22 protein-coding genes, 1 tRNA gene and 1 pseudogene are annotated in these 23,871 nt (G+C 69.5%); 9 read left to right on the top strand and 15 right to left on the bottom strand.

What is annotated here, in order from left to right; all coding sequences use genetic code 11:
* The 4 genes from AB0K80_RS15745 to solA form a co-directional block, all read right to left on the bottom strand.
* Positions 1 to 512, bottom strand: a 512-nt coding sequence (locus tag AB0K80_RS15745; RefSeq protein WP_365669706.1) for an ABC transporter permease subunit, incomplete at its 3' end; no start/stop codon positions are given.
* Between the two features lie 43 nt (positions 513 to 555).
* Positions 556 to 1,575, bottom strand: a complete 1,020-nt coding sequence (locus AB0K80_RS15740) for an ABC transporter substrate-binding protein (RefSeq protein ID WP_365669704.1) — start codon at positions 1,573 to 1,575, stop codon at positions 556 to 558.
* A gap of 201 nt (positions 1,576 to 1,776) precedes the next feature.
* A complete protein-coding gene (locus tag AB0K80_RS15735; protein ID WP_365669702.1) occupies positions 1,777 to 2,457 on the bottom strand; it encodes a haloacid dehalogenase type II in 681 nt (226 codons plus the stop codon).
* A 116-nt stretch (positions 2,458 to 2,573) separates the two neighbouring features.
* Positions 2,574 to 3,710 carry an N-methyl-L-tryptophan oxidase gene (solA, locus tag AB0K80_RS15730; protein WP_365669700.1) on the bottom strand — a complete coding sequence of 379 codons (1,137 nt, stop codon included), beginning with the start codon at positions 3,708 to 3,710 and terminating at the stop codon, positions 2,574 to 2,576.
* A 277-nt stretch (positions 3,711 to 3,987) separates the two neighbouring features.
* Between solA and AB0K80_RS15725 the strand changes: the two genes are divergently transcribed.
* Positions 3,988 to 5,757, top strand: coding sequence for a PucR family transcriptional regulator ligand-binding domain-containing protein (locus tag AB0K80_RS15725; RefSeq protein WP_365669699.1), 1,770 nt, complete (start codon positions 3,988 to 3,990; stop codon positions 5,755 to 5,757).
* Here the strand turns inward: AB0K80_RS15725 and AB0K80_RS15720 are convergent.
* The 3 genes from AB0K80_RS15720 to AB0K80_RS15710 form a co-directional block, all read right to left on the bottom strand.
* On the bottom strand, positions 5,729 to 6,787 hold the full coding sequence (locus AB0K80_RS15720; protein WP_365669697.1) for a tartrate dehydrogenase: 1,059 nt from the start codon (positions 6,785 to 6,787) through the stop codon (positions 5,729 to 5,731). The two genes, AB0K80_RS15725 and AB0K80_RS15720, sit on opposite strands and share 29 nt — an antisense overlap.
* A 73-nt stretch (positions 6,788 to 6,860) precedes the next feature.
* Positions 6,861 to 7,745, bottom strand: a complete 885-nt coding sequence (locus AB0K80_RS15715; RefSeq protein WP_365669695.1) for a LysR family transcriptional regulator — start codon at positions 7,743 to 7,745, stop codon at positions 6,861 to 6,863.
* A 228-nt stretch (positions 7,746 to 7,973) separates the two neighbouring features.
* Positions 7,974 to 8,057: transfer RNA gene (locus AB0K80_RS15710), tRNA-Leu, on the bottom strand.
* A 442-nt stretch (positions 8,058 to 8,499) separates the two neighbouring features.
* On the opposite strand from AB0K80_RS15710, the gene AB0K80_RS15705 reads away from it, so the two are divergent.
* The 6 genes from AB0K80_RS15705 to pknB all read left to right on the top strand — a co-directional run bounded on the left by AB0K80_RS15705 (position 8,500) and on the right by pknB (position 16,698).
* Positions 8,500 to 9,342 (top strand): DUF3662 and FHA domain-containing protein, encoded by an 843-nt coding sequence (locus tag AB0K80_RS15705; protein ID WP_365669693.1) that lies wholly within the window; start codon positions 8,500 to 8,502, stop codon positions 9,340 to 9,342.
* Between the two features lie 10 nt (positions 9,343 to 9,352).
* Positions 9,353 to 9,865, top strand: coding sequence for an FHA domain-containing protein (locus tag AB0K80_RS15700; RefSeq protein WP_365669692.1), 513 nt, complete (start codon positions 9,353 to 9,355; stop codon positions 9,863 to 9,865).
* Between the two features lie 92 nt (positions 9,866 to 9,957).
* A complete protein-coding gene (locus AB0K80_RS15695) occupies positions 9,958 to 11,565 on the top strand; it encodes a Stp1/IreP family PP2C-type Ser/Thr phosphatase (protein ID WP_365669690.1) in 1,608 nt (535 codons plus the stop codon).
* A 27-nt stretch (positions 11,566 to 11,592) separates the two neighbouring features.
* Positions 11,593 to 13,038: an FtsW/RodA/SpoVE family cell cycle protein gene (locus AB0K80_RS15690; protein WP_365669688.1), complete on the top strand. Its 1,446-nt coding sequence runs from the start codon at positions 11,593 to 11,595 to the stop codon at positions 13,036 to 13,038.
* On the top strand, positions 13,035 to 14,504 hold the full coding sequence (locus tag AB0K80_RS15685) for a penicillin-binding protein 2 (protein WP_365669686.1): 1,470 nt from the start codon (positions 13,035 to 13,037) through the stop codon (positions 14,502 to 14,504). Before AB0K80_RS15690 ends, AB0K80_RS15685 begins: the two co-directional genes overlap by 4 nt.
* A 169-nt stretch (positions 14,505 to 14,673) precedes the next feature.
* The gene (pknB, locus tag AB0K80_RS15680) at positions 14,674 to 16,698 is read left to right on the top strand and encodes a Stk1 family PASTA domain-containing Ser/Thr kinase (RefSeq protein ID WP_365669685.1); all 2,025 of its coding nucleotides are present in this window, start codon (positions 14,674 to 14,676) and stop codon (positions 16,696 to 16,698) included.
* A gap of 60 nt (positions 16,699 to 16,758) precedes the next feature.
* On the opposite strand, the gene AB0K80_RS15675 is transcribed toward pknB, so the two are convergent.
* The 6 genes and pseudogenes from AB0K80_RS15675 to AB0K80_RS15650 form a co-directional block, all read right to left on the bottom strand.
* The gene (locus tag AB0K80_RS15675; RefSeq protein ID WP_365669684.1) at positions 16,759 to 17,523 is read right to left on the bottom strand and encodes a class E sortase; all 765 of its coding nucleotides are present in this window, start codon (positions 17,521 to 17,523) and stop codon (positions 16,759 to 16,761) included.
* A gap of 13 nt (positions 17,524 to 17,536) precedes the next feature.
* On the bottom strand, positions 17,537 to 18,670 hold the full coding sequence (locus tag AB0K80_RS15670) for a class E sortase (protein ID WP_365669683.1): 1,134 nt from the start codon (positions 18,668 to 18,670) through the stop codon (positions 17,537 to 17,539).
* Entirely contained in the window at positions 18,667 to 19,305 is a 639-nt protein-coding gene (locus tag AB0K80_RS15665) for an aminodeoxychorismate/anthranilate synthase component II (protein WP_365669682.1), read from the bottom strand. Before AB0K80_RS15665 ends, AB0K80_RS15670 begins: the two co-directional genes overlap by 4 nt.
* A complete protein-coding gene (locus tag AB0K80_RS15660) occupies positions 19,302 to 19,490 on the bottom strand; it encodes a hypothetical protein (RefSeq protein WP_365669733.1) in 189 nt (62 codons plus the stop codon). The genes AB0K80_RS15665 and AB0K80_RS15660 overlap by 4 nt, the downstream gene beginning before the upstream one ends.
* 103 nt (positions 19,491 to 19,593) lie before the next feature.
* A pseudogene (locus tag AB0K80_RS15655) lies at positions 19,594 to 19,683 on the bottom strand (class E sortase); the annotation flags it as partial.
* Between the two features lie 32 nt (positions 19,684 to 19,715).
* Positions 19,716 to 20,495, bottom strand: coding sequence for a DUF881 domain-containing protein (locus tag AB0K80_RS15650; RefSeq protein WP_365669681.1), 780 nt, complete (start codon positions 20,493 to 20,495; stop codon positions 19,716 to 19,718).
* A gap of 138 nt (positions 20,496 to 20,633) precedes the next feature.
* Here AB0K80_RS15650 and crgA point away from each other — a divergent pair, with 138 nt between their 5' ends.
* Complete coding sequence (gene crgA, locus AB0K80_RS15645; RefSeq protein ID WP_365669680.1) at positions 20,634 to 20,888, top strand: cell division protein CrgA; 255 nt, start codon at positions 20,634 to 20,636, stop codon at positions 20,886 to 20,888.
* 234 nt (positions 20,889 to 21,122) lie between these two features.
* Here crgA and AB0K80_RS15640 read toward each other — a convergent pair whose 3' ends face one another.
* A complete protein-coding gene (locus tag AB0K80_RS15640; RefSeq protein ID WP_365669731.1) occupies positions 21,123 to 22,013 on the bottom strand; it encodes a rhomboid family intramembrane serine protease in 891 nt (296 codons plus the stop codon).
* A gap of 186 nt (positions 22,014 to 22,199) precedes the next feature.
* Positions 22,200 to 22,733, bottom strand: a complete 534-nt coding sequence (locus tag AB0K80_RS15635; protein ID WP_365669679.1) for a peptidylprolyl isomerase — start codon at positions 22,731 to 22,733, stop codon at positions 22,200 to 22,202.
* Between the two features lie 373 nt (positions 22,734 to 23,106).
* Here AB0K80_RS15635 and AB0K80_RS15630 point away from each other — a divergent pair, with 373 nt between their 5' ends.
* A complete protein-coding gene (locus AB0K80_RS15630; RefSeq protein ID WP_365669678.1) occupies positions 23,107 to 23,808 on the top strand; it encodes a DUF5324 family protein in 702 nt (233 codons plus the stop codon).
* Positions 23,809 to 23,871: the final 63 nt, after the last annotated feature.

Here is a 23,871-nt window from a genome sequence, read left to right as displayed (position 1 = left end):
AACCCGCCGCGGATGATCTCCGACATGTAGGCGGCCTGGTTCAGCGTCAGCCCCACCACCGCCGCGGTCATCGGGGTCATGATCGCGTTCACGTTGACCGGGGTGGAGATGTCGGTGAACGGGATGCCGATGGAGATGTTCGGGTACAGCGCGGCGATGTTGAACCAGAAGATCAGCTGCACGAGCACCGGGGTGCCGCGGAAGAAGGCGATGTAGAGCTGGGCCAGCCCGGAGATGGGCCGCTGGTGCGACATGCGCATCACCGCCAGCACCAGCCCCAAAAGCGTGCCCAGGGCCATGCTCGCCGCGGTGAGAAGGAGCGTGATCAGCAGGCCGTTGAGGATGGTCTGGGTGGTGAAGTAGCTGAACACCACCGGCCAGCGATAGTTCTCGTTCGTCACCGCGGTCCACACCAGACCGGCGACGATCGCGATCGCGGCCACCCAGGCGACATAGTCGCGCGGACGTTTCGGCGTGATCCGCTTCTTTTCCTCGGCCAGCAGTGGGGACACCGGTCGGCTCCTGGTCTTCGTACCAATCAGATCCGTGGACATGTCAGTCCTGCGGGACGGCCATGGCCGCGGTCTTGATCCCGAGGCCCTTGAGGCCCCAGCGGTCCAGCGCCTGGGCGTACGTGGGGTCGTCGAGGATCGACTGGATGGCCGCCTTGACCGCGGGGGTCAGCGGCGAGTCCTTCTTCAGGGCGACGGTCGCGGTCTTGGTGGCCACCGCGGGCTTGAGGACGTCGAACGTCTTGGGCTGCTGCTCGGCCGCCCACCCGAGCGCGATGGATTCGTTCATCACCGCGTCGATCCGCTTGGAGACCAGCTGGGTCAGGGCGTCGTTCACGCTGGGCAGGGTCACCGCCTTGATGGCCGGCTTGCCCTTGCTCGTACAGTCCTGCTTCGACAGCTGCGGCAGCCACTGCAGCTCCGCGGTGGTGCCGGAGGCGACAGCCACGCGGTGCCCGCACAGGGTGTGGGTGGTCAGCTTCTGCGGGTTGCCGTAAGGGACGGACACCCCGGTCCCGGAGTTGACGTAGTCGACCATGTCGAGCACCTTCAGCCGGTCCTTCGTGGCGCCCATGGTGGAGGCGGTGAAGTCGTACCGGTTGGCCTGCAGGCCGGTGATGATGGTGTCGAACTTGACGTTGTTGATCTGCAGCTTCAGGCCGAGCTTGGCCGCGATCAGCCGGGAGATGTCCGGGTTGAACCCGATCGGGGTCTTGTTGTCCGACGCCAGGAACGAGGTGGGCGGGTAGGCCAGGTCCATGGCCACCGAGAGCGTGCCCCTGGCCTTCACCGCCGCGGGCAGCAGCTTCACCGCCTTGGGGTCCGGCTTCACGCCCGCCGAGATGTCGTCGGTGTGCTCGGCCGACGCACCCGAACCCCCGCCCTGGGTCGTGCTCTTGGACCCTGCGTTCTGCGGGGTGGCGCCCGCCCCGCACGCGGCGAGCGTGAGGGCCAGGGCGGTCGTGACGATCGGGATGCTCAAGTGCCTGTTGACCTGCATGGCGGCGGCCACAGCGCCTGCGGTGCGGCGTACGGTTCTGCGGCCTGTCCGGTTGCTTTCCATGGCGGTGCCTCCTGGGGAACGCGGGGGAATACGGGGGATACGGGCGATAGGGGGATCCGTGATGCGGGGACGACGTGCGGATCGGACGGGGGGGGGACGTCGTCAGTCGGCGCCCGGAAACGTGCAGGGTTATGGGTGGCCACGCGAGACCGGGCGCATGTCGGGATGAAGGTGCTGAGTGAGCGGGGGGGGCGTCGCGCGTCAGATGCCCAGCATCTGGTTGAGCTCGTTCAGGGATTTGACGGTCACGTAGTCGTAGCCGTGGGTCACCGGGTCGCAGCCGCGGTCCAGGAGGACGAGGTTGCGGAAGCCCATGTCGTGCATCGGCATCAGGTCGTAGCGGGTGTGCGAGGAGACGTGCACGAAGTCCTCGGGGGACGCGTCGAGCTGGTCGAGCATGTACTCGAACGCCGCGTAGCGGGGCTTGTAGTAGCCGGCCTGCTCCGCGGTGAAGACCGCGTGGAAGTCCGCACCGAGCCGGGGCACGCTCTCGGCGAGGAAGGAGTCGTCGGCGTTGGAGAGGATCACCAGCTTGTAGTTCTCGCCCATCTTCTTCAGCGGTTCCGGCACGTCGGCGTGCGGGCCCCAGCTGCGCACGCCGTCGGCGAGCCGCTTGCCCGCGTCCGGGGCCGCCTTGATGCCCCACTTGCGGCAGACCCCCTCGAAGGCGGCCTGCAGCGTCTGCTCGTAGGGGTAGTACTTGTCGAGGACCGAGTCGTAGCGGTAGCCGCGGAACTCCTTGACGAACTGGTCCCAGTGCTCGGCCGGGATCTGGTCGCCGACGAGCTCACGCGTGATGGGGGTCATCGGCCACTCGATCAACGTGCCGTAGCAGTCGAACGAGACGTACTTGGGGCGGAACTGGAACGAGGGGATGGGCATGGAAGTGCTCCACTTTCTTGCGTCGGGGAACCGGTCAGGGCCAGCGCGGACCCTTTTTGGGCATGCTCATGACAGAGATGTCGGGTGTGGGGGATGCCGTCGGCGATCGCCGGGGATCAGGCGGCGCCGACCCCTGCCGGAGCGAGGAAGTCGACGGGGTGCTGCGTGGTGCCGTCGAGCGCCAGGTCGGCGGCGATCTCTCCCATCGCGGGCGAGAACTTGAAGCCGCTGCCGGAGAACCCGGCCAGGACGATGATGTCGTCCGCGCCGGGGAGATGACCGACGAGCGGGTTTCCGGACTCCGTGTAGCCCTCCATGTAGGCCGACATCCTGATGGGGTCGGGGTTCAGGTCGGGCATGAGTTCACCGATGAGCTCGCGGAAGATGCCGAGTTCCTCGGGGCGGACGGTGCGGTCGAGCCGTTCGGGCTCGGGCACCGGCGCGTGGTATTTGAAGGAGAGACCGAGCTTGACGGAGATGCCGTCCGGCGACGGGATCCCGAAGCAGTCGTGGGGTGCGGCGCGCACGAAGGGAGGGGCACCGCCCGCGAACCAGTCGTGGCGGGTGGGCAGGTGCCAGGAGCAGATCACCCGGCGGACGTCGATGGTCTGCGGGAGGTCCGGGAGCAGGGTGTTGATCCAGGGGCCCACGGTCACCACGGCGGCGTCCACGTGGTCCGTGCCCTGGTCGGTGACGACCCGCACCCCGCCGCCCGCCGCGGGGACGACCTCGCGCACCGTGGTGTAGCGGTGCAGCCGGGCGCCCAGCTGCTCGGCACGGCCGGCGGCGGCCTGGATCGAGGCCTCCGGCCTGATGACGGCGCCCAACCGGTCGAGGACGGCGGTGTGCCCCTCCGGGAGCCGGTGCTGCGGGTAGCGGCGGGCCAGTTCCTCCCGGTCCAGGACCTCGTGATCCAGCCCATGGGCGGCGCTGGTGGACAGCAGCAGGCGCATGGACGGTGAGGCGGCCTCTCCCATCACGAGGCTGCCGCTGCGGCGTCGCAGCGACCGGCCCGTCTCCGCCTGGAGCTGCTCCCACATCCGGTCCGCCAGCCGCAGCAGCGGAACGTACGCCGGCTCGCCGAGGTGGGCGGCTCGGTAGATGCGGCTCTCGCCCCCGGCCGCGCCACGGTCGTGACCCGGTGCGTACCGGTCGTAGCCGATGACCTCGGCTCCGCGGGCGGCCAGTCGCCACATGGCCTGACTGCCCATGCTGCCGGCACCGATCACGGCGACGCGCTTCGGGATGCGCATGAGGTCGCTCCTCTCGATGGTGTGGTGGGTGGCAGTCGGGCCCCAGCACCGTACGGACACCGTGCGGACCTTTCCGGTTCGCGTCCTGCTGGGGATGGCGTTCACTTTCCGCCCGGAAGAACCCGCAGGGCAACCCACACTGTGTTCCGCCGTGGAGCCTTCTTGAGACGGTCTGTCACTGCGGACGGCCGGGCTGTACAAATGCCGGCCCCACTCTTGTCACGATGGGTGGCCGGTGCGAAGGTGAGCCCGATTCCCTCGGACGAAAGCACCCCCTATGCCGCCCAGACATCACGCACCCGGGCACTTCCCCACGCTCAGGGAGGTACTGCGCCTGCCCGTGCTCGCCGAAGGGATGCCGCGCGTACTGGCCGGCGAGTCACAGCTGGACGGCCCGGTCCGCTGGGTGCATGTCACCGAGCTGCTCAACCCCGCCGATTTCCTGGAGGGCGGCGAGCTGGTGCTGACCACCGGCATGCCGCATCCCGAGGACGCCTCCGAGCTGCGCGGCTACGTCGACCAGCTCGCCGACGTCGGCGCGGCCGGCCTGATCGTGGAGCTCGGTTACCGGTACCAGAAGGTGCCCCATGAGCTGGTGGCGGCGTGCCGCGCCCGTGACGTGCCGCTGGTCGAGCTGGCCCGTGGCGTCCGGTTCATCGACGTCACACAGACGGTGCACGCGCTCATCCTCGACGCCCAGGGCGCCCTGCTGCGCCGGGGGAAGGACATCCAGGACATCTTCACCGCCCTGACGCTGCGGGGCGCGGACCCCGAGGAACTGGTGCACACCACCGCGGAGCTCACCGGAGCCCCCGTGGTGCTGGAGGACCTCACCCACCGGGTCCTGATGTGCGAGCTGCTCGGCCGGCCGTACGAGCCGGTGGTGTCGGCCTGGTCGCGGCGTTCACGGGCCGCCCCGACGCCGGAGAGGATCACACCGAGCGGCCCGGAGGGGTGGCTGATCGCGCCGGTGCAGGACCACCACGGCCCGTGGGGGCGGCTCGTCCTGCTGGAGGACCGGCTGAGCGCCGCGCCCGACCCGGAACACGTCCTGGTGCTGGAGCGTGCGGCGGTCGCGCTGACCATGGCGCGCCTGGCGGGGCAGGGCTGGTGGGAGCGCCGGGCCCACCGCTCCGTACTGCGAGACCTGTACGAACGGCGTTTCCGCTCCCCTGCGGACGCCCGCGCCCGCGCCGAGGCACTGGGACTGCCCACCCTCGGGCACCGTCTCTTCGCCGTGGTCATCCGCCACCCGTACACCGGCACCGAGGGGGAGCACCTCGACGAACGGATCGCGAAGGCGCTCACGCAGACCGGCGTCCGCGCCCTGGTCGGCGAGACGGCCCCGGGCCGCATCGGCGTACTGATGGCTCTGGCACAGGCGAGCGCCTGGCAGCCGGTCGCCGAGCGGATCGGCCGCCTGACCCGGGAGGAGCTCGGACCGCGGGCAGTCGTCGCCGTCGGCCCCGGGGTGACCGACCTCGCCGGCATCGCCCTGTCGTGGCAGGAGGCGGAGCAGACGGCCGAGGCCATCACACCGGCCTCACCGGAGCGGTGGTTCTACGTCCCCGCCGACGTCCGGCTGCCGGAGCTGCTGGGCGTCCTTCGGGAGGACACCCGTCTCCAGCGGTACGCGGAACGGCAACTGGCCCGCCTCATCGAGCACGACGACCGCAACGGCGGCGATCTGCTCCCGGCACTGCGCGCCTATCTGGCGGCGGCCGGGAACAAGTCGGTCGCGGCGAAACGCGCCGGCATGTCCCGGCAGGCGTACTACCAGCGCCTGCACACCATCGAGCGGCTCCTCGGCTGCGACCTGGAATCAGGTCTGCAGCGCACGTCCCTGCACGTCGCGGTGCTCGTCCTGGACGCGGGAGAAACAGCTGTTCCCGGCGCGTTACGGGGCACGCCGGCCGTCACGCGCGTCACCGGGCGCCCGGTGCCCGGGAGGCCGGGGGCGCCCGAGCAGGAACGCCCGGCACCGGGGCAGCTCGGTGAGGAACCGGGAGACAGCCGGCTCAGAGCAGCTGGATCAGCTTGTCGGTGAACTCGGCGGTGGTCGCGGTGCCGCCCAGGTCACGGGTGCGGGTATCGCTCTTGGCCAGCACCGCGGCGATCGCGTCCGTGATGTCCCTGGCCGCGGCGGGATGGCCGAGGTGGTCGAGCATCATGGCCGCGGACCAGATCGCACCCAGCGGGTTGGCGATGCCCTGGCCCGCGATGTCGGGGGCGGAGCCGTGCACCGGCTCGAACATCGAGGGGAAGTCCCGCTCCGGGTTGAGATTGGCCGCCGGGGCGATGCCGATGGATCCGGCGACCGCGGCCGCGAGGTCGCTGAGGATGTCGCCGAAGAGGTTGGAGGCGACGACGACGTCGAAGCGGGCGGGGTCGAGGACGAACTTGGCCGCCAGCGCGTCGATGTGCTCCTGGTCCCAGGCGACGCCGGGGTGCTCGGCGGCCCGCTCGGCGATCAGCTCGTCCCAGAACGGCATGGTGTGGATGATGCCGTTGGACTTGGTGGCGGAGGTGACCTTCCCCCGGCGGCGCGCGGCGAGCGAGAACGCGTAGTCGGCGATACGGGTGACTCCGGCCCGGGTGAACACCGCCTCCTGGACGGCCAGTTCCTCGGAGGTGCCCTGGTTCAGCCGTCCGCCGATCTCGCTGTACTCGCCCTCGGCGTTCTCCCGCACGACGACGATGTCGACCTCGCCCGGCCGTGCGCCGCGCACCGGACTGTCGATGCCTTCGAAGACACGGATGGGCCGGAGGTTGACGTACTGGCGGAAGCGGCGCCGGATCGGGATCAGCAGCCCCCACAGCGAGACATGGTCGGGCACCCCCGGATACCCCACCGCGCCCAGCAGGATCGCGTCCTTGTCGCGCAGCTGGTCGAGCCCGTCGGCGGGCATCATGGCGCCCTCCCGCAGGTACCGCTCGCACGACCAGTCGTACGACGTGTAGGACAGGCTGAAGCCGTGGCGGCGGCCGAGAACATCCAGCACCTGCTGTGCCGGGGGCAGTACCTCGGCGCCGATGCCGTCGCCGGGGATCAGGGCAATACGGTGGTTCGTCGTCATGCCGTCGATTGCAGCAAGGCGGTCCGCGGGGCGTCCAAGACGCAATGCGGATGTCTCTTATAAGCGGTGCCTATCAGGTGTCGGCGGCCGACGTGGCGACCGTCACGAACGCGGCGGCCGCAGGCGACAGGCTGCCTCGGCGGCTGACCAGGGCGATGTCCAAGGTGGTCTCCGGCTCGATGTCCAGGACGCGGGCGCCCAGCCGCCGGGCGACGCCCCGCCAGGCATCCGTGACCACCGCGAGCCCGACCCCGGCCAGTACCAGGGGCATCACAGACACCCGGTGCTCGGTCTCGGCGGCGACGGTGAACTCGATGCCCTGTTCCCGCAGCGCGTCGACATAGGACCGCATCCCGGTACCCGGCTGCCCGACGATCAGCCGCTGTCCCGCAAGCTCCCGGCACTCCACCGCCGTCCGGCCGGCGAACGGGCCGTCGGCCGGCACCATCAGCACAAAACGCTGCCGCCCCAGCGCATGGGAGACGACCTCCTTGTCGGACAGGGGACCGGCGGACGCCAAAAGCCCCAGTTCCACGGCGCCCGTGCGCACCATGTCGATCACATCACGCGCGGTGAACGCGGCTTTGATGGCCACGGAGACACCGGGATACCGGTGGCTGAAGGCACTCACCAGAGTGGTCAGCGGCTCCACCGCCTGCGACGGCACGGATGCCACATCCAGGCGCCCCTCACGCAGCTCGTGCACCGCCGCGACACTCGCCCGCGCCGTCTCCAGACTCCGTACGGCCTCCCGGGCAGGCTCGATCAAAGCCCTTCCGGCCTCCGTCAGCACGGCCCTGCGCCCGATGCGATGGAACAGCTCGGAGCCCAGATCACGCTCCAGGGCCCGCACGGCCTGCGACAGCGAGGGCTGCGACACATACAGAGCCGAGGCCGCACGGTTGAAGCCCCCACGATCAACAATCGCAAGGAAGTACTCCAGCTGCCGAATGTCCATACGCGCCCTCTGCCCCTGGGAAGAGCTCAACCGACGCTCGATCGGTCCCGACCATGGTGGCCTGAGGATCGCCTCGACGCAGTCCAGGAACGCGAACGACTGAGAGCTTCCTCACACACACACGCTGCGGAGCTGATCAATCGAAGATGCACGACAAGAGACATCCCTCACACCCGGGGAAACAGAAGGGGCGGCATCGCCATCGCGATGCCGCCCATTCCCTCGTTGTGCGCGAGGGGGGAGTTGAACCCCCACGCCCTTGCGGGCACTGGAACCTGAATCCAGCGCGTCTGCCTATTCCGCCACCCGCGCATTGGGTGTGTCCTGGGCTCCGGCCCTTTGGGGCTGGCGCCTTCCGACACCCAGAACATTAGCACGCTGGACGGGGTGGGTTCACATCCCTTCCCTCCGCCCCCGCCCCGCCGACCCGCCGGGCGAACACCTCCCACCGGCGCACACGTATCAACACGCGTCACGACACGTATCAACCTCGTACCGGTACACCCCGTCTCCCCAGGAGCCGGTCCGGGTCCACAGCCCGGTGCGGGACACTGGTTTGCGGCCGCCTCTACGATCCTGGGCAGAAGGGCGCGCAGGAGTGCTTCCGCAGAGAGTTCGAAGGGGAGCGCCGGGGGAACCACCCGATTGACCGGCGCGTGGATACGATCAGTAAGCAGTACCAGCGGTACCAGGTATGCAGTAAGCGGCACGCAGGGCAGTACGGCAAGGACGGCAGCGACGGAGGAGGTGCCCCATGGGAGTCCTGAAGAAGTTCGAGCAGCGTCTCGAAGGTCTGGTCAACGGCACCTTCGCCAAGGTGTTCAAGTCCGAGGTCCAGCCCGTGGAGATCGCGGGTGCGCTCCAGCGGGAGTGCGACAACAACGCGACCATCTGGAACCGTGACCGCACGGTGGTGCCCAACGACTTCATCGTCGAGCTGAGCGCCCCCGACTACGAGCGGCTCAGCCCCTACTCCGGCCAGCTCGGCGACGAGCTCGCCGGCATGGTGCGCGACTACGCCAAGCAGCAGCGCTACACCTTCATGGGCCCGATCAAGGTGCACCTGGAGAAGGCGGACGACCTCGACACCGGCCTGTACCGGGTGCGCAGCCGTACGCTCGCCTCCTCCAGCAGCCAGGCCGCGGCCCCCGCCGCCCCGCCCGCCGGGCGGCCCGGCGGCTACGGCTACCCGCCGGCCGCCTCCCCCGCGGGCGCTCCGCCGATGCCGGCCGCGCCGCCGCCCGGCGGCCGCCCCGGCGGGTACGGCTATCCGCAGCCCGCGGCCGCGCCGCGCCCCGGTGCCGCGCCGGCCGGCCCCACCCGCCACTGGATCGAGATCAACGGCACCCGCCACCAGATCTCCCGACCGACGCTGGTGCTGGGCCGCAGCACCGACGCCGACGTGCGGATCGACGACCCCGGTGTCTCCCGCCGGCACTGCGAGATCCGGACCGGAACGCCCTCGACGATCCAGGATCTCGGATCCACCAACGGCATCGTGGTGGACGGGCAGCACACCACCCGCGCTACGCTCCGCGACGGCTCGCGGATCGTCGTGGGCAGCACCACCGTTATCTATAGGCAAGCCGAAGGGTGAAGCGGGGGCAATGTCAGAGCTGACCCTCACGGTCATGCGGCTGGGGTTCCTGGCCGTACTGTGGCTGTTCGTGATCGTGGCCGTGCAGGTCATCCGGAGCGACCTGTTCGGTACGCGTGTCACCCAGCGCGGGTCGCGGCGGGAGGCCGGCCGGTCCGCGCAGGCCGCCCGCCAGGCGCCCCCGCAGCAGCGCCAGCAGTCCGGCGGCGGTGGCCGCCGCGGCCGTAACGCGCCCACCAAGCTCGTCGTGACCGAGGGCACCCTCACCGGCACGACCGTCGCCCTGCAGGGCCAGACCATCACCCTGGGCCGGGCCCACGACTCGACGATCGTGCTGGACGACGACTACGCCTCCAGCCGCCACGCCCGGATCTACCCGGACCGCGACGGCCAGTGGATCGTGGAGGACCTCGGGTCCACCAACGGCACCTACCTGGACCGGACCCGGCTGACGACTCCCACACCGATTCCGCTGGGCGCGCCGATCCGCATCGGCAAGACCGTCATCGAGCTGCGGAAGTAGTGCTACATCATGAGTGAGCGCGAGCGGAGCGAGCACGCGGCAGCGGTCCCCGACCAGGGCCCCGGCGCGCTCCCGACCGGAGGGTGGGCAGTGTGGCTCGACACGACCGGCTGTACCCCGAGCCGACGGGCGAGGTGCGCATGACTCTGTCCCTGCGCTTCGCCGCCGGATCGCACAAGGGCATGATCCGGGAAGGCAACGAGGACTCCGGTTACGCCGGTCCGCGCCTGCTCGCCATCGCCGACGGCATGGGCGGCGCCGCGGCCGGCGAGGTCGCCTCCTCCGAGGCCATCTCCACGATCGTGGCCCTCGACGACGACGTCCCCGGCTCCGACATCCTCACCTCGCTCGGCACCGCCGTCCAGCGCGCCAACGACCAGCTGCGCGCCATGGTCGAGGAGGACCCCCAGCTCGAGGGCATGGGCACCACCCTGACCGCCCTGCTGTGGACCGGGCAGCGGCTCGGCCTCGTCCACGTCGGCGACTCGCGCGCCTACCTCCTGCGCGACGGCGTACTGACCCAGATCACCCAGGACCACACCTGGGTGCAGCGGCTGGTCGACGAGGGCCGCATCACCGAGGAGGAGGCCACCACCCACCCGCAGCGCTCCCTGCTCATGCGCGCCCTGGGCAGCGGCGACCATGTCGAGCCCGACCTGTCCATCCGCGAGGTCCGCGCCGGCGACCGCTACCTGATCTGCTCCGACGGGCTGTCCGGGGTCGTGTCCCACCAGACCCTCGAGGACACCCTGGCCAGCTACCAGGGCCCGCAGGAGACCGTCCAGAACCTCATCGAGCTGGCGCTGCGCGGCGGCGGTCCGGACAACATCACCGTCATCGTCGCCGACGTCCTCGACCTGGACACCGGTGACACCCTGGCCGGGCAGCTGTCCGACACGCCGGTCGTGGTCGGCGCGGTCGCCGAGAACCAGCACCAGCTGCACGACAACGGCATCATGCAGACCCCGGCCGGACGCGCCTCCGGCCTGGGCCGCCGGCAGCAGCAGGGCGGCGGGGGCGGCGAGTTCGGCCCGCCCGGCAGCGGCGACACCACCGGCTACATCCCGGCGGCCGGCTTCGGCGGCTACGGCGACGACGACTTCGTCAAGCCGAAGAAGGGCCGCCGGTGGCTGAAGAGATCCGCCTACGGCCTGCTCGCCCTCGCCGTCATCGGCGGCGGCCTGTACGGCGGCTGGCGCTGGACGCAGACGCAGTACTACGTCGGTGCCAAGGACGAGCACGTCGCGCTGTACCGGGGCATCAGCCAGGACCTGGCCTGGGTGTCGCTGTCGAAGGTGGCCAAGGACCACCCCGAGATCGAACTCAAGTACCTGCCGCCCTACCAGCAGAAGCTGGTCAAGGCGACCATCGCCGAGGGCGACCTGAACAACGCCCAGAAGAAGATCCAGGAGCTGTCGGTGCAGGCCTCCGCGTGCAAGAAGGAGGCACAGCGGCGCGCCGCCGAGAGCGACAGGAACGCCGGGACGGGCCAGGGCGAGGCCGGGGGCACCACGGGAACCACTCCCGCCTCGTTCACGTCCAAGGCCACGCCGACCCCGAACCCGACGGGCTCCCCGTCGGGTACGCCGACGACGCCCGGCAAGTCCCCGTCCCCGTCCACGACCGCACCTACTCCCAGCCCCGGCCCCACTCTCTCGGAGGAAGAGCAGAAGGTCGTCTCGCTGTGCGGTAAGCAGTAGGCAAGCCGTGAGAGGCCCCGTCACACGATGAGCAGTACTACCAACTCGCCGACGCACCACACGTCCACGATCGGCGCGATCGGAGCGCCGAGCCGGCGCAACACCGAGCTCGCGCTGCTGGTGTTCGCCGTCGTCATCCCGGTGTTCGCCTACGCCAACGTCGGGCTGGCCATCAACGACCAGGTGCCCTCCGGCCTGCTGAGCTACGGCCTGGGCCTCGGCCTGCTGGCCGGCGTGGGCCATCTCGTCGTACGGAAGTTCGCGCCGTACGCGGATCCGCTGCTGCTGCCGCTGGCGACGCTGCTGAACGGACTCGGGCTGGTCGCGATCTGGCGGCTGGACCAGTCGAAGCTGCTCCAGCAGATCAAGCAGGCCGGGACGGCCGCGCCCCGGCAGCTGATGTACACGGCGATGGGCATCGCGCTGTTCGTGGCGGTGATCATCTTCCTCAAGGACCACCGCGTTCTTCAGCGCTACACCTACATCTCTATGGTCGGCGCGCTGGTCCTGCTGCTGCTGCCGTTGGTCCCGGGTCTGGGCACCGACCTCTACGGTGCCAAGATCTGGATCCGGGTCGGCAGCTTCTCCATCCAGCCGGGTGAGTTCGCCAAGATCGTTCTGGCGATCTTCTTCGCGGGCTACCTGATGGTGAAGCGCGACGCACTCGCCCTCGCCAGTCGCCGTTTCATCGGGCTGTATCTGCCGCGCGGACGCGACCTCGGACCGATCCTCGTGGTCTGGGCGATCTCGATCCTCATCCTGGTCTTCGAGACCGACCTCGGAACCTCGCTGCTGTTCTTCGGCATGTTCGTGATCATGCTGTACGTCGCCACCGAGCGGACCAGCTGGATCGTCTTCGGTCTGCTGATGTCCGCGGTCGGCGCCGTCGGTGTGGCGAGCTTCGAATCGCACATCCAGACCCGTGTCCAGGCCTGGCTCGACCCGATGCGCGAGTACCAGCTCAGCCGGTCCGGCAGCAACGACGGCATCGTCCACTCCGAGCAGGCCATGCAGGCCCTGTGGGCGTTCGGCTCGGGCGGCACCCTCGGTACCGGCTGGGGCCAGGGTCACTCCGAGCTGATCCGGTTCGCCGCCAACTCCGACTTCATCCTCGCCACCTTCGGCGAGGAGCTGGGCCTGGCGGGCCTCATGGCGCTGCTGCTGCTGTACGCGCTGATCGTGGAGCGCGGCGTGCGCACCGCCCTCGCCGCCCGCGACCCGTTCGGCAAGCTGCTCGCCATCGGCCTGTCGGGCGCCTTCGCCCTCCAGGTGTTCGTCGTCGCCGGCGGTGTGATGGGCCTCATCCCGCTGACCGGTATGACGATGCCGTTCCTGGCGTACGGCGGTTCCTCCGTCATCGCCAACTGGGCGCTGATCGGCATCCTGATCCGGATCAGCGACACCGCCCGCCGGCCGGCTCCCGCCCCCGCCACCGACCCCGACGCCGAGATGACCCAGGTGGTCCGCCCGTGAACAAGCCCCTGCGCCGGATCGCGATCTTCTGTGGCCTGCTGATGCTGACGCTGCTCATCCGCGACAACTGGCTCCAGTACGTCAAGGCGGACGAGCTGCGCACGGACAGCAACAACCGGCGGGTCGCCATCGAGCGGTACGCCTCGCCGCGCGGCGACATCATCGTCGGCGGCAGCCCGATCACCGGTCACACCACCACCTCGGGCGACTTCAAGTACAAGCGCACCTACAAGAACGGCGCCATGTGGGCGCCCGTCACCGGCTTCGTATCGCAGGCCTACGGTGCCAACCAGCTGGAGTCGATCGAGGACGGCATCCTCACCGGCAACGACGACCGGCTCTTCTTCCGCAACACGCTCGACATGCTCACGGGCAAGAAGAAGGAAGGCGGCAACGTCGTCACCACCCTCAACGCGGACGCCCAGAAGGCCGCGTACAACGGCCTGAAGCGGCAGGGCGGCAAGGGGGCCGTGGTGGCCCTGGAGCCGTCCACCGGCAAGATCCTGGCGCTGGCGTCGTACCCGTCGTACGACCCGTCGTCGATCGCGGGTGACGGCAGCTCCGACGCCGAGGCCTGGAAGAAGCTCCAGAAGAAGAACAACCCCGCCGACCCCATGCTCAACCGGGCGCTGCGCGAGACCTACCCGCCGGGCTCCACCTTCAAGGTGGTCACCGCCGCCGCCGCCCTGGAGCACGGCCTGTACTCCTCCGCGGACCAGAAGACCGACTCGCCGCTGCCGTGGACCCTGCCGGACACCAGGAAGGAACTGGTGAACGAGGGCAACCTGCCCTGCAAGGACGCCACCTTGCGGGTGGCGCTGAAGGTGTCCTGCAACACCGTCTTCGGCAAGGTCGGCTCCGACCTCGGCAAGGACAAGATGCTGGAGACGGCGGAGAAGTTCGGCTTCAACGAGGAGCAGTTCACGCCGGTGCGCGCCAGCGCCTCGAACTTCCCCAAGGAGATGGACCGCCCGCAGACCGCGCTGAGCTCCATCGGCCAGTTCGAGACCGCCGCGACCCCGCTGCAGATGGCCATGGTCGCCTCGGCCGTCGCCAACGACGGCAAGCTGATGAAGCCGTACATGGTCGACGAGCTGCAGTCCCCCGGCCTCGACCCGATCGAGAAGACCGAGCCGGAGGAGCTCAGCCAGCCGCTGACGCCGGAGCACGCGCAGATCCTCCAGTCGATGATGGAGACCGTCGTCAAGGAGGGCACGGGTACGCGGGCGCAGATCCCGGGCGTCACGGTGGGCGGCAAGACCGGTACCGCCCAGCACGGTGTCGACAACAGCGAGAACCCGTACGCCTGGTTCATCTCGTACGCCAAGACCGGCAACTCCTCGCCGGTCGCCGTGGCCGTCGTGGTCGAGGACGACAACGCCGTCCGTGACGACATCTCCGGTGGTGGTCTCGCGGCGCCGATCGCGCGGGACGTGATGGAGGCGGTCATCAAGAGCAAGCAGTGACCCCGATCACGTCTGCTTCACAACGGTGCACGTTGCGATACCGGTCCTGTATCGGGTGACGGGCTTGGCCAGGTCACGCACACCAAGCCGGGTACGGTAGGCCCGGACGGCAGCCTCCGACCGTACAAGCGTGCCGGTCGGGACCGACGGAGAGGGCTGGTAGGTAGCTATGGAAGAGCCGCGTCGCCTCGGCGGCCGGTACGAGCTGGGCCAGGTGCTCGGCCGCGGTGGCATGGCAGAGGTGTATCTCGCCCATGACACCCGTCTCGGCCGCACGGTGGCGGTGAAGACGCTGCGCGCGGACCTCGCGCGCGACCCTTCCTTCCAGGCCCGGTTCCGCCGGGAGGCCCAGTCGGCCGCCTCGCTCAACCATCCCGCGATCGTCGCGGTCTACGACACGGGCGAGGACTACATCGACGGGGTCTCGATCCCGTACATCGTGATGGAGTACGTCGACGGCTCCACCCTCCGTGAGCTGCTGCACTCCGGCCGCAAGCTGCTGCCGGAGCGGGCCATGGAGATGACCATCGGCATCCTCCAGGGCCTGGAGTACGCCCACCGCAACGGCATCGTGCACCGCGACATCAAGCCGGCCAACGTCATGCTGACCCGCACCGGTCAGGTCAAGGTGATGGACTTCGGCATCGCCCGCGCCATGGGCGACTCCGGCATGACGATGACCCAGACCGCGGCGGTCATCGGCACCGCCCAGTACCTCTCGCCGGAGCAGGCCAAGGGCGAGCAGGTCGACGCCCGCTCCGACCTGTACTCCACCGGCTGTCTGCTGTACGAGCTGCTGACCGTCCGCCCGCCGTTCGTCGGGGACTCCCCGGTGGCGGTGGCCTACCAGCACGTGCGGGAGGAGCCGCAGCCGCCGAGCGTCTTCGATCCCGAGATCACGCCCGAGATGGACGCGATCGTGTTGAAGGCGCTGGTCAAGGACCCGGACTACCGCTACCAGTCCGCGGACGAGATGCGCGCCGACATCGAGGCGTGCCTGGACGGCCAGCCCGTCGCGGCCACGGCCGCCCTCGGTTCGGTGGGCTACGGCGGCTACCCCGACGACCAGCCGACCACGGCCCTGCGCGCGGACTCCGGCGCGGGCGCCACGACGATGCTGCCCCCGATGAACCCGGACGACGGCGGCTTCGGCTACGACGACCGCCCCGACCGGCGCCGCCAGCAGCAGCGCAAGTCGAACACCTCGACGATCCTGCTGGTCGTGGCGGGCATCCTGGTGCTCGTCGGCGCGATCCTGATCGGGCGGTGGGCGATCAGCGGCGACGGCGGAGCGGACAACACCACGGTGCCGGTCCCGGCGTTCGTCGGGGAGACCAAGGCCACCGCCCAGAAGATGGCCGACAACGCCGAACTGAAGCTGACCTTCGCGGAGAAGCCCTGCGAGGACCAGAGCAAGGGCAAGATCTGCTCGCAGAACCCGGAGCAGGGCAAGAAGGTCGACAAGGGCTCCACGGTCGAACTCGTGGTGTCGACCGGGGCGCCGAAGGTGACGGTGCCCAGCGTGACCGGTCTGAGCCTCGACGAGGCCAAGCAGAAGCTCCAGGGCGACAAGTACCAGTTCGAGGTCAAGACGGAGAGCCGGGTGTCCCCCGAGGACCCGGGCACCGTGCTCGAACAGAACCCCACCACCGGCGAGGAGGTGGAGAAGGGGTCGACGATCACCCTGATCGTCGCCAAGGCGGAGGCGAAGTCCACCGTCCCGGACGTGCTCGGCAAGAGCTGCGAGGCGGCCAAGGCCCAGATGCAGGCCAACGACCTGGTCGGCAACTGCACCGAGCAGGAGACCGACGACCCCAACCAGGCCGGCAAGGTCATCTCCACCACGCCGCAGGCGGGCCAGCAGGTCGACAAGAACTCCACGGTGCAGATCGTCGTCGGCAAGGCCAAGCAGCAGCAGAAGGTCCGGGTTCCCGAGGTCCGGCTGCGGACGCTGGCCCAGGCCCGGCAGATCCTCCAGCAGCAGGGATTCACCAACATCCAGGTCTCCGGTCCCGGGGACGACAACGCGGTGGTGACCCAGCAGGACCCGCAGCCGGGCACCGAGGTCGACAACCCCGGCGGCCAGACGATCACGCTGACCACCGCCGGCGGCGGCGGTAACAACAACAACGGCGGCGGTGACAACGGCGGCATCTTCGGCGGACTCACCGGCGGCCGGAGCGAGGAGGACTGACCTCCCGCCGATCAGCACGAGAGCCCCGGTTCCCGCGCGGGAACCGGGGCTCTCGCGTGGTCAGCGCAGTTCCCTCGGCGGCGTCCGCTCCTCGTCCACCTTCTGCACCCGCTCCAGCTCGCCCCACACGATGTAGCGGTACCGGCTGGTGTACACCGGGGTGCAGGTCGTCAGGGTGATGTAGTGGCCGGGCTTGGTCTTCCCGGACTCCTTGGGGACCCGGGAGAGCACCTCGACGTTGTACTTCGAGGTCTCGGGGAGGATCGCGTAGACCTTGTAGACGTACCAGTCGTCCTTCGTCTCGAAGACGATCGGGTCGCCCTTCCTGATCTTGTCGATGTTGTGGAACTTGGCGCCGTGCCCGTCCCGGTGCGCCGCCAGCGCGAAGTTGCCCTTCTTGCCGGTCATCGGAAGGGTCGCCTTGACGGGGTCGGTGTAGTAGCCGGCGACGCCGTCGTTGAGGACCGTCATGGAGGTCCCCTTCTCCACGAGGATGTCGCCCGTGCCCATCGCGGGCACGTGCAGGAAGCCGATGCCGTTCTTGCTGTCGAAGGAGACGGGGGTGCGCCCACCGCCGGACTCGTGGCTCCAGGTGTCACGGACCTTGTCGGCCTGCCGGTCCGCCGCGCGGTCCGCGACCACGTTCGTCCACCACAGCGAGTAGACGACGAACAGGCCGAGGACCAGGCCCCCGGTGATGAGGAGTTCCCCGAGGACGCTGACGGCCGTCGCGATCCGGCCCATGCCGCGGCGGCGTGCCGCTGCCGGCGGTGGCCCGGACCCGTCGGTGTGCTCTTCCTGGTCCGTGTCGGCGGTCGCTGCCACGTTTCATCTGCCCTTAACTGACGAGCGCATCCGGCTTGCCCTTGCTGCGCGGCCGTTCCTCGACCATCTTGCCCCAGACGATCAGCCGGTACTTGCTGGTGAACTCCGGCGTACAGGTGGTGAGCGTGATGTAGCGGCCGGGCTTGGTGAAGCCCGAGCCCTTCGGGATCGGTTCGAGGACGCTCACGTTGCTCGGCGAGGTCACCGGCAGCATGGACGCCATCTTGTAGACGAAGTACTTGTCCTGCGTCTCGACGACGATCGCGTCACCCGGCTTGAGCCGGTTGATGTACCGGAACGGCTCCCCGTGCGTGTTGCGGTGGCCCGCGAGCCCGAAGTTGCCCGTCTTGGCGTCCGGCATCGCCGTCTTCAGCGCGCCCTCGCCGTAGTGGCCGACCATGCCCCGGTCGAGGACCTTCTTGTTGCTGGTGCCCTCCGCTATCGGCACCACCACGTCCAGCTTCGGGATGTGCAGGATGGCGAAGCCCTGCCCCGGCTCGAAGACGCCCGGGTTGCGCTTGCCGCTCGCCCAGTCGTCCTGGAGGCTGCTGGTCTCCCTGTCCGCCTGCGCGTGCGCCCGGATGTTGGTCCACCACAGCTGGTAGCTGACGAACAGCAGCATCAGCACGCCGGTGGTGATGAACACCTCGCCGATCGCCCGGCTCACGATCACGGCCGCGCCGGGCTTGCGGGCCCGCGCCTGCCGGCGCGCCTCCACCCGCGACAGGGGACGCTGGGTGGCGTCGTCCCGCGCCACGGCGGGCGACGGCTCGGCGGTGACGCCCCGACGCTCGGCGGTACCGCTATGACGGCCGTGACGCCGTTTGGCGGCCTTCCGGCGGGCCGCCCGGCCGCCGGGTGCGGGCCCGCGCGCCGCGCCGGATCCAGCGGACGGGGACGGCGGCGGATCCGGGATCCGCAGCGCCATCGTCTCCTCGTCGACCGGATGCTCCAGCGCGCCCTCGTACGGGGATTGCTCCGGTACCGCCGGCTCCGGCGGACCCTGCGGCTCCCGCTCCTGCCCCCGGAGCCCCGCGCCGTACGCCCCGCCGCCCACCGCCCAGTTCTCGAACGAGCCCTGCGCCTCATACGGCTGCCCCTGCCCGTACGAGGTACCGGACTCGCGCTCGGGGCGCAGCGCCGTCACGCCGTGGCCCTGCCCACCACCGGGGCGAGCCCCGCCGACCTCGCCACCGCGCCCTGGTCCCCGCACTCCACCAGCCAGTTGGCCAGCATCCGGTGCCCGTGCTCGGTCAGCACCGACTCCGGGTGGAACTGCACGCCCTCGACGGGGAGTTCGCGGTGCCGCAGACCCATGATGATGCCGTCGTGGGTACGGGCCGTGACCTCCAGCTCGGCCGGGACGGTCGCCGGTTCGGCGGCCAGGGAGTGGTAGCGGGTCGCCGTGAAGGGGGTGGGCAGGCCGGCGAAGACGCCCTTGCCCTCGTGCTCGACCAGCGAGGTCTTGCCGTGCAGCAGTTCCGGTGCCCGGTCGACGACACCGCCGTACGCCACCTGCATCGACTGCATGCCCAGGCAGACGCCGAAGACGGGCACGCCGGTCGCGGCGCAGTGCCGGACCATGTCGACGCAGACGCCCGCCTCCTGCGGAGTACCGGGACCCGGCGAGAGCAGCACGCCGTCGAAGCCGTCCTGGGCGTGCGCCGTCGAGACCTCGTCGTTGCGCAGCACCTCGCACTCGGCGCCCAGCTGGTACAGGTACTGGACCAGGTTGAAGACGAAGCTGTCGTAGTTGTCGACGACGAGAATGCGCGCGCTCACTGGTTGTCCACCGTCACATCGTTGAAGGGCAGCAGCGGCTCGGCCCAGGGGAAAACGTACTGGAAGAGGAGGTAGACCACGGCGAGGATCAGCACGAGTGAGATGAGTGCCTTGACCCATCCGTTCCCCGGCAGATGCCGCCAGATCCAGCTGTACATGCCGTCCCTTCCGTCGTACCACGGCATCCGACCCACGCCGTACGTCAACAGACTAACGGCGTAGGGCCCGGGGTTTCCCGGCCTCCGCCGGGCACGTGGTCAGCGTCTGACAGCGGCCCGGGCGGGTCTACCTCGACTTACGTGGCACAGGGTCGATCACCTCGATGTCCGAGGGCGCGGTTTTGTCCGGGCCTTTGTCGATCCGATACGCGAACCAGGTGCGCACGCCGAAGAGCGGGCTCTGCCCGGGCCCTACTCCACGGGCTTGGCGTAGTGCAGGTCCGCTGTGCCCGCGTAGCCGGGCAGCGTCACCGTGCCGTTGTCCTCGACTTTCCAGCCGAGGCCGTAGACGTTGACGTACACCATGTAGTTCTGGATCGCGGGCGAGGCCGCGAGCGCCTTCTTCAGCTTCTCGGGCTCCCCGACCGCCGTGATCCTGTACGGCGGTGAGTAGACCCGGCCCTGAAGGATCAGGGTGTTGCCCACGCAGCGCACCGCGCTGGTGGAGATCAGCCGCTGGTCCATGACCTTGATGCCCTGGGCGCCGCCCTGCCACAGCGCGTTCACCACGGCCTGCAGGTCCTGCTGGTGGATGACGAGGTAGTCGGGCTGCGGCTCCGGGTAGCCGGGGAGCTTGGCGGTGGCGTCGGGCGGGGCGTCGTTGAGGGTGACCGTGATCGCCCGGCCCTTGAGCCGCTGCGTGCCCGCGCGCTTCTCCAGGTCGGCGAGCTTGTCGTCCTCCGCCTTGGTGCTGCCGTCGTCCCGCTCGGCCAGCGTCTCGATCTGCCGGCGCAGGGCCGCGTTGGACTCCTCCAGCCGGCCGTTGTCGTGGCTGCGCTCATGAATGAGGTCGGACAGCTTCAGCAGGGAGGTGTCCGTGCGGATGTTGGTGCCCTTGGCCGTGTTGAAGCTGGTGAAGAAAAGGAGGCCCGCGAGCGCGAAGACGCCCGCGGTGAGGACCCGCACCGGCCGGAAACGGCGCGGGCGGGCAGGGCTGGTACCCGTCCCGGGGGAGTCGGCAGAATTGCTCAACGTACCCTTATCTCCTTCGGCGCCACGGAAGCACTACGCTAACGGACGCCCGGGGGAGCACCATGAGTCCCCTTGTCTGCCCCGAGCCCGACCCAGTTCCCTGCGCGGCCACGCAGCGCATCGACAGGAGAGACCCTCGTGCCGAAGTCACGTATCCGCAAGAAGGCCGACTTCACGCCGCCGCCGGCGAAGCAGGCAACCGCGCTCAAGCTGAACAGCCGCTCCTGGGTCGCGCCGGTCATGCTGGCCCTGTTCCTCATCGGCCTGGCCTGGATCGTCGTGTTCTACGTCACGGACGGTTCGCTGCCCATCGACGCGCTGGGCAACTGGAACATCGTGGTCGGCTTCGGCTTCATCGCGGCCGGATTCGGTGTCTCCACCCAGTGGAAGTAGCTCTGCCCAGGGCTGTTCACTGAGTTATCCACAGCGGTTTTCCACATGGGGAAAAGAAACGACGATCTGTGGATAACCCGTCGTGTGTTGACGCCGGTGTGACAGAACCACCGGCGCTCGACCATCCGTTCGCCCCCTGCGCTGACCTGCGAAAACACGGTCCGGCGACAGGGGGCACAGATGTTCCCGCACAGCGTGCACAAGATCCGCCACACGCTGTGGACAACGTCTTGCTCAGGTGAGCTGAGCCGTTCTCACCAGGGTGAGGAGAACGATCGCCGCCAGGACCACGGCACAGGTGCCGTACTGGACCAGCGCCCGCCGCTCGCGCGGGGCGTGGATCATGGCGTAACCGACCACCACACCGGCGACCAGGCCGCCGATGTGGGCCTGCCAGGCGATGTTGCTCCACCCGAAGGTGATGATCAGGTTGATCACCAGCAGGGCGATGATCGGCCGCAGGTCGTAGTTGCGGCGGCGCATCAGGACGCCGGTGGCGCCGAACAGGCCGAAGATGGCGCCGGAGGCACCGAGCGAGGGCTGGTTGGGTGCGGCGAGCAGATAGGTCAGCGCGCTGCCGGCCAGTCCGGAGGCGAAGTAGAGCGCGAAGTAGCGGACGCGGCCGAGAGCCGCTTCGAGCGGTCCGCCGATCCACCACAGGCTCAGCATGTTGAACAGGATGTGGATGTAGCCGCCGTGCAGGAACATCGAGGTGACCAGCCGGTACCACTGGCCCTCGGCGACGCCCTCCACGGAGCCGAGCACGGGGACGTACGCCTGCCCGACCAGGGTGAAGCGGTCGGTGAAGCGGTCGCCGACGGAGAGCTGGACCAGGAACAGGGCGACGTTGACACCGATCAGCAGCTTGGTGAGCAGGTGGGGATCGGCGGCCACCGTGCCGCCCGCGAGGGTGCGGGGCACCGACGCGTCAGGCGCGTGACCGGTACCGGACCCGCCGCGTACGCAGCTGGGGCACTGGAAGCCGACGGAGGCGTTGACCATGCACTCGGGGCAGATCGGGCGCTCGCACCGGGTGCAGCGGATGCCGGTCTCGCGGTCCGGGTGGCGGTAGCAGACGGGGACGCTGTGGGCGTCCTGCGGGCTGCCCGCAGCCTGGTCGTCCATGAGATCCCCTTGGTCGTGGTCGAAGGGCGCCTGGTCGAGGTCGAAGGGCGCCAAAGAACGCACCGCCCCGCCCATCCTTACGGATGAGCGGGGCGTTTGGTTCCCTCGGGGGAGCTGCGGCACCGCGCCCTGGCGGGTCGTGTTCCGGCCCTGGCGGGTCGTGTTCCGGCCCTGGCGGGTCGTCGCTCAGCCCTCGCGGGTCTCGATCTCGACCCTCTCGATGACGACGTCGTTGAGCGGCCGGTCGGTGCGCGGGTTGGTCTGGGTGCCCGCGATGGAGTCCACGACCTTCTGGCTGGCCGCGTCGGTGACCTCACCGAAGATGGTGTGCTTGCGGTTCAGCCACGCCGTCGGGGCGACGGTGATGAAGAACTGCGAGCCGTTGGTGCCCGGACCGGCGTTGGCCATGGCCAGCAGGTAGGGCTTGTCGAAGCGCAGGTCCGGGTGGAACTCGTCTCCGAACTCGTAGCCGGGACCGCCGGTGCCGTTGCCCAGCGGGTCGCCGCCCTGGATCATGAAGCCGCTGATCACCCGGTGGAAGATGGTGCCGTCGTAGAACCGGTTCGTGGACTTCTGGCCGGTCGCCGGGTGGGTCCACTCACGCTCGCCCTGGGCGAGCTCGACGAAGTTCTTGACCGTGTTCGGCGTGTGGTCCGGGAAGAGCCGGACCTGGATGTCGCCGTGGTTGGTCTTCAGGGTGGCGTAGAGCTGCTCAGCCACGATCTGCCTTCCGTTGTCTTTCCGTGACGGTCCGATCCTCGCACGGACCGGGCCCCGCGTCGCTCGACGTCCGGTCACCGGTGCGGTTTCACAGGGAGGGGCCGTCGGGGAAAACCGGTCGAGTGGTCCCGGGACGGGAGCGCGGAGCGACGGTCCGTGGCATTGTCGATGACAAGCTCCGTTGACCCGTATTCATCCGCTCTTGTCATGGTCCGCTGCCGATCGGCTGGTGACGCTCGTGGGACGCAGATGCTTCGCGTCGCGTTCCGTGACCCGGATGCCCGCCCGCACATGCCCGGTGGCGTACTGACAGGCATGATCCGTAAAAGGGTGGAAAGTCGAAATACCGTACGCCACCGAGGAGGAGGAACCCGTGACCCGCATCGACAGCGTGCGCGCCGCGACCGGTTCGGCGAAGGAGAGCGTGCTGCACGCCGCGGAAGTGGTGGCGCCCTACGCCGACACGGCCAAGGAAAGGGCCGCGCACTACGCACACGAGGCACGCGTACGGCTAGCGCCCAAGGTGACGCAGGCCGCCGGGCAGGCTCGCCTCCAGTACGGCAACCATGTACAGCCGTATCTGGAACAGGCCCGGTCACATGTGCCACCGAAGGTCGACCAGGCCGCCCAAGAGGCCGCCGTCCGCGCCCGCAAGGCCGCCCGCCAGGCGGCGGAGTACTCCCGGCCGGTGATCGAGCAGGCCGTGAGCGCGGCCGGACCGGTCAGGGACGAGGCCGCGGCTCGTAGCGCCGCCGTGCTGGCCGCGCTGCGCGGCCAGGTCACGCCGAAGGAGATCCAGAAGCTGGTCCGCAAGCACGAGCGGCGGGCGAAGGCCGGCCGGGCCGCGAAGACGCTGCTGGTCGTGGGCGCCGTCGCGGGAGGTGCCTTCGCGGCCTGGAAGTGGTGGGACAAGCAGGCCAACCCGGACTGGCTGGTGGAGCCGCCGGCCGCGACGGAGGTTCCGGAGTCGGGCCGGCTGACGTCCGTGGACGGCAGCGGGCCGTCGGAGCTCGACCCCGAGGTCCAGGCGAAGGAGGCCGCGGAGGAGGCCGCCAAGCGCGACGAGGGTGAGTGACGTCCGTCAGCCGACGTCCGTAAGCCGCGGCACGACAGGTACGGCACGGCGGGGCGGGAGACC

Origin of the sequence: Streptomyces sp. NPDC052682 (genome assembly GCF_040678435.1) — a bacterium.
Taxonomy (GTDB): domain Bacteria; phylum Actinomycetota; class Actinomycetes; order Streptomycetales; family Streptomycetaceae; genus Streptomyces.
Note: the sequence above shows the minus strand (reverse complement) of the source record. Positions and strands in the feature narration are given on the sequence as shown.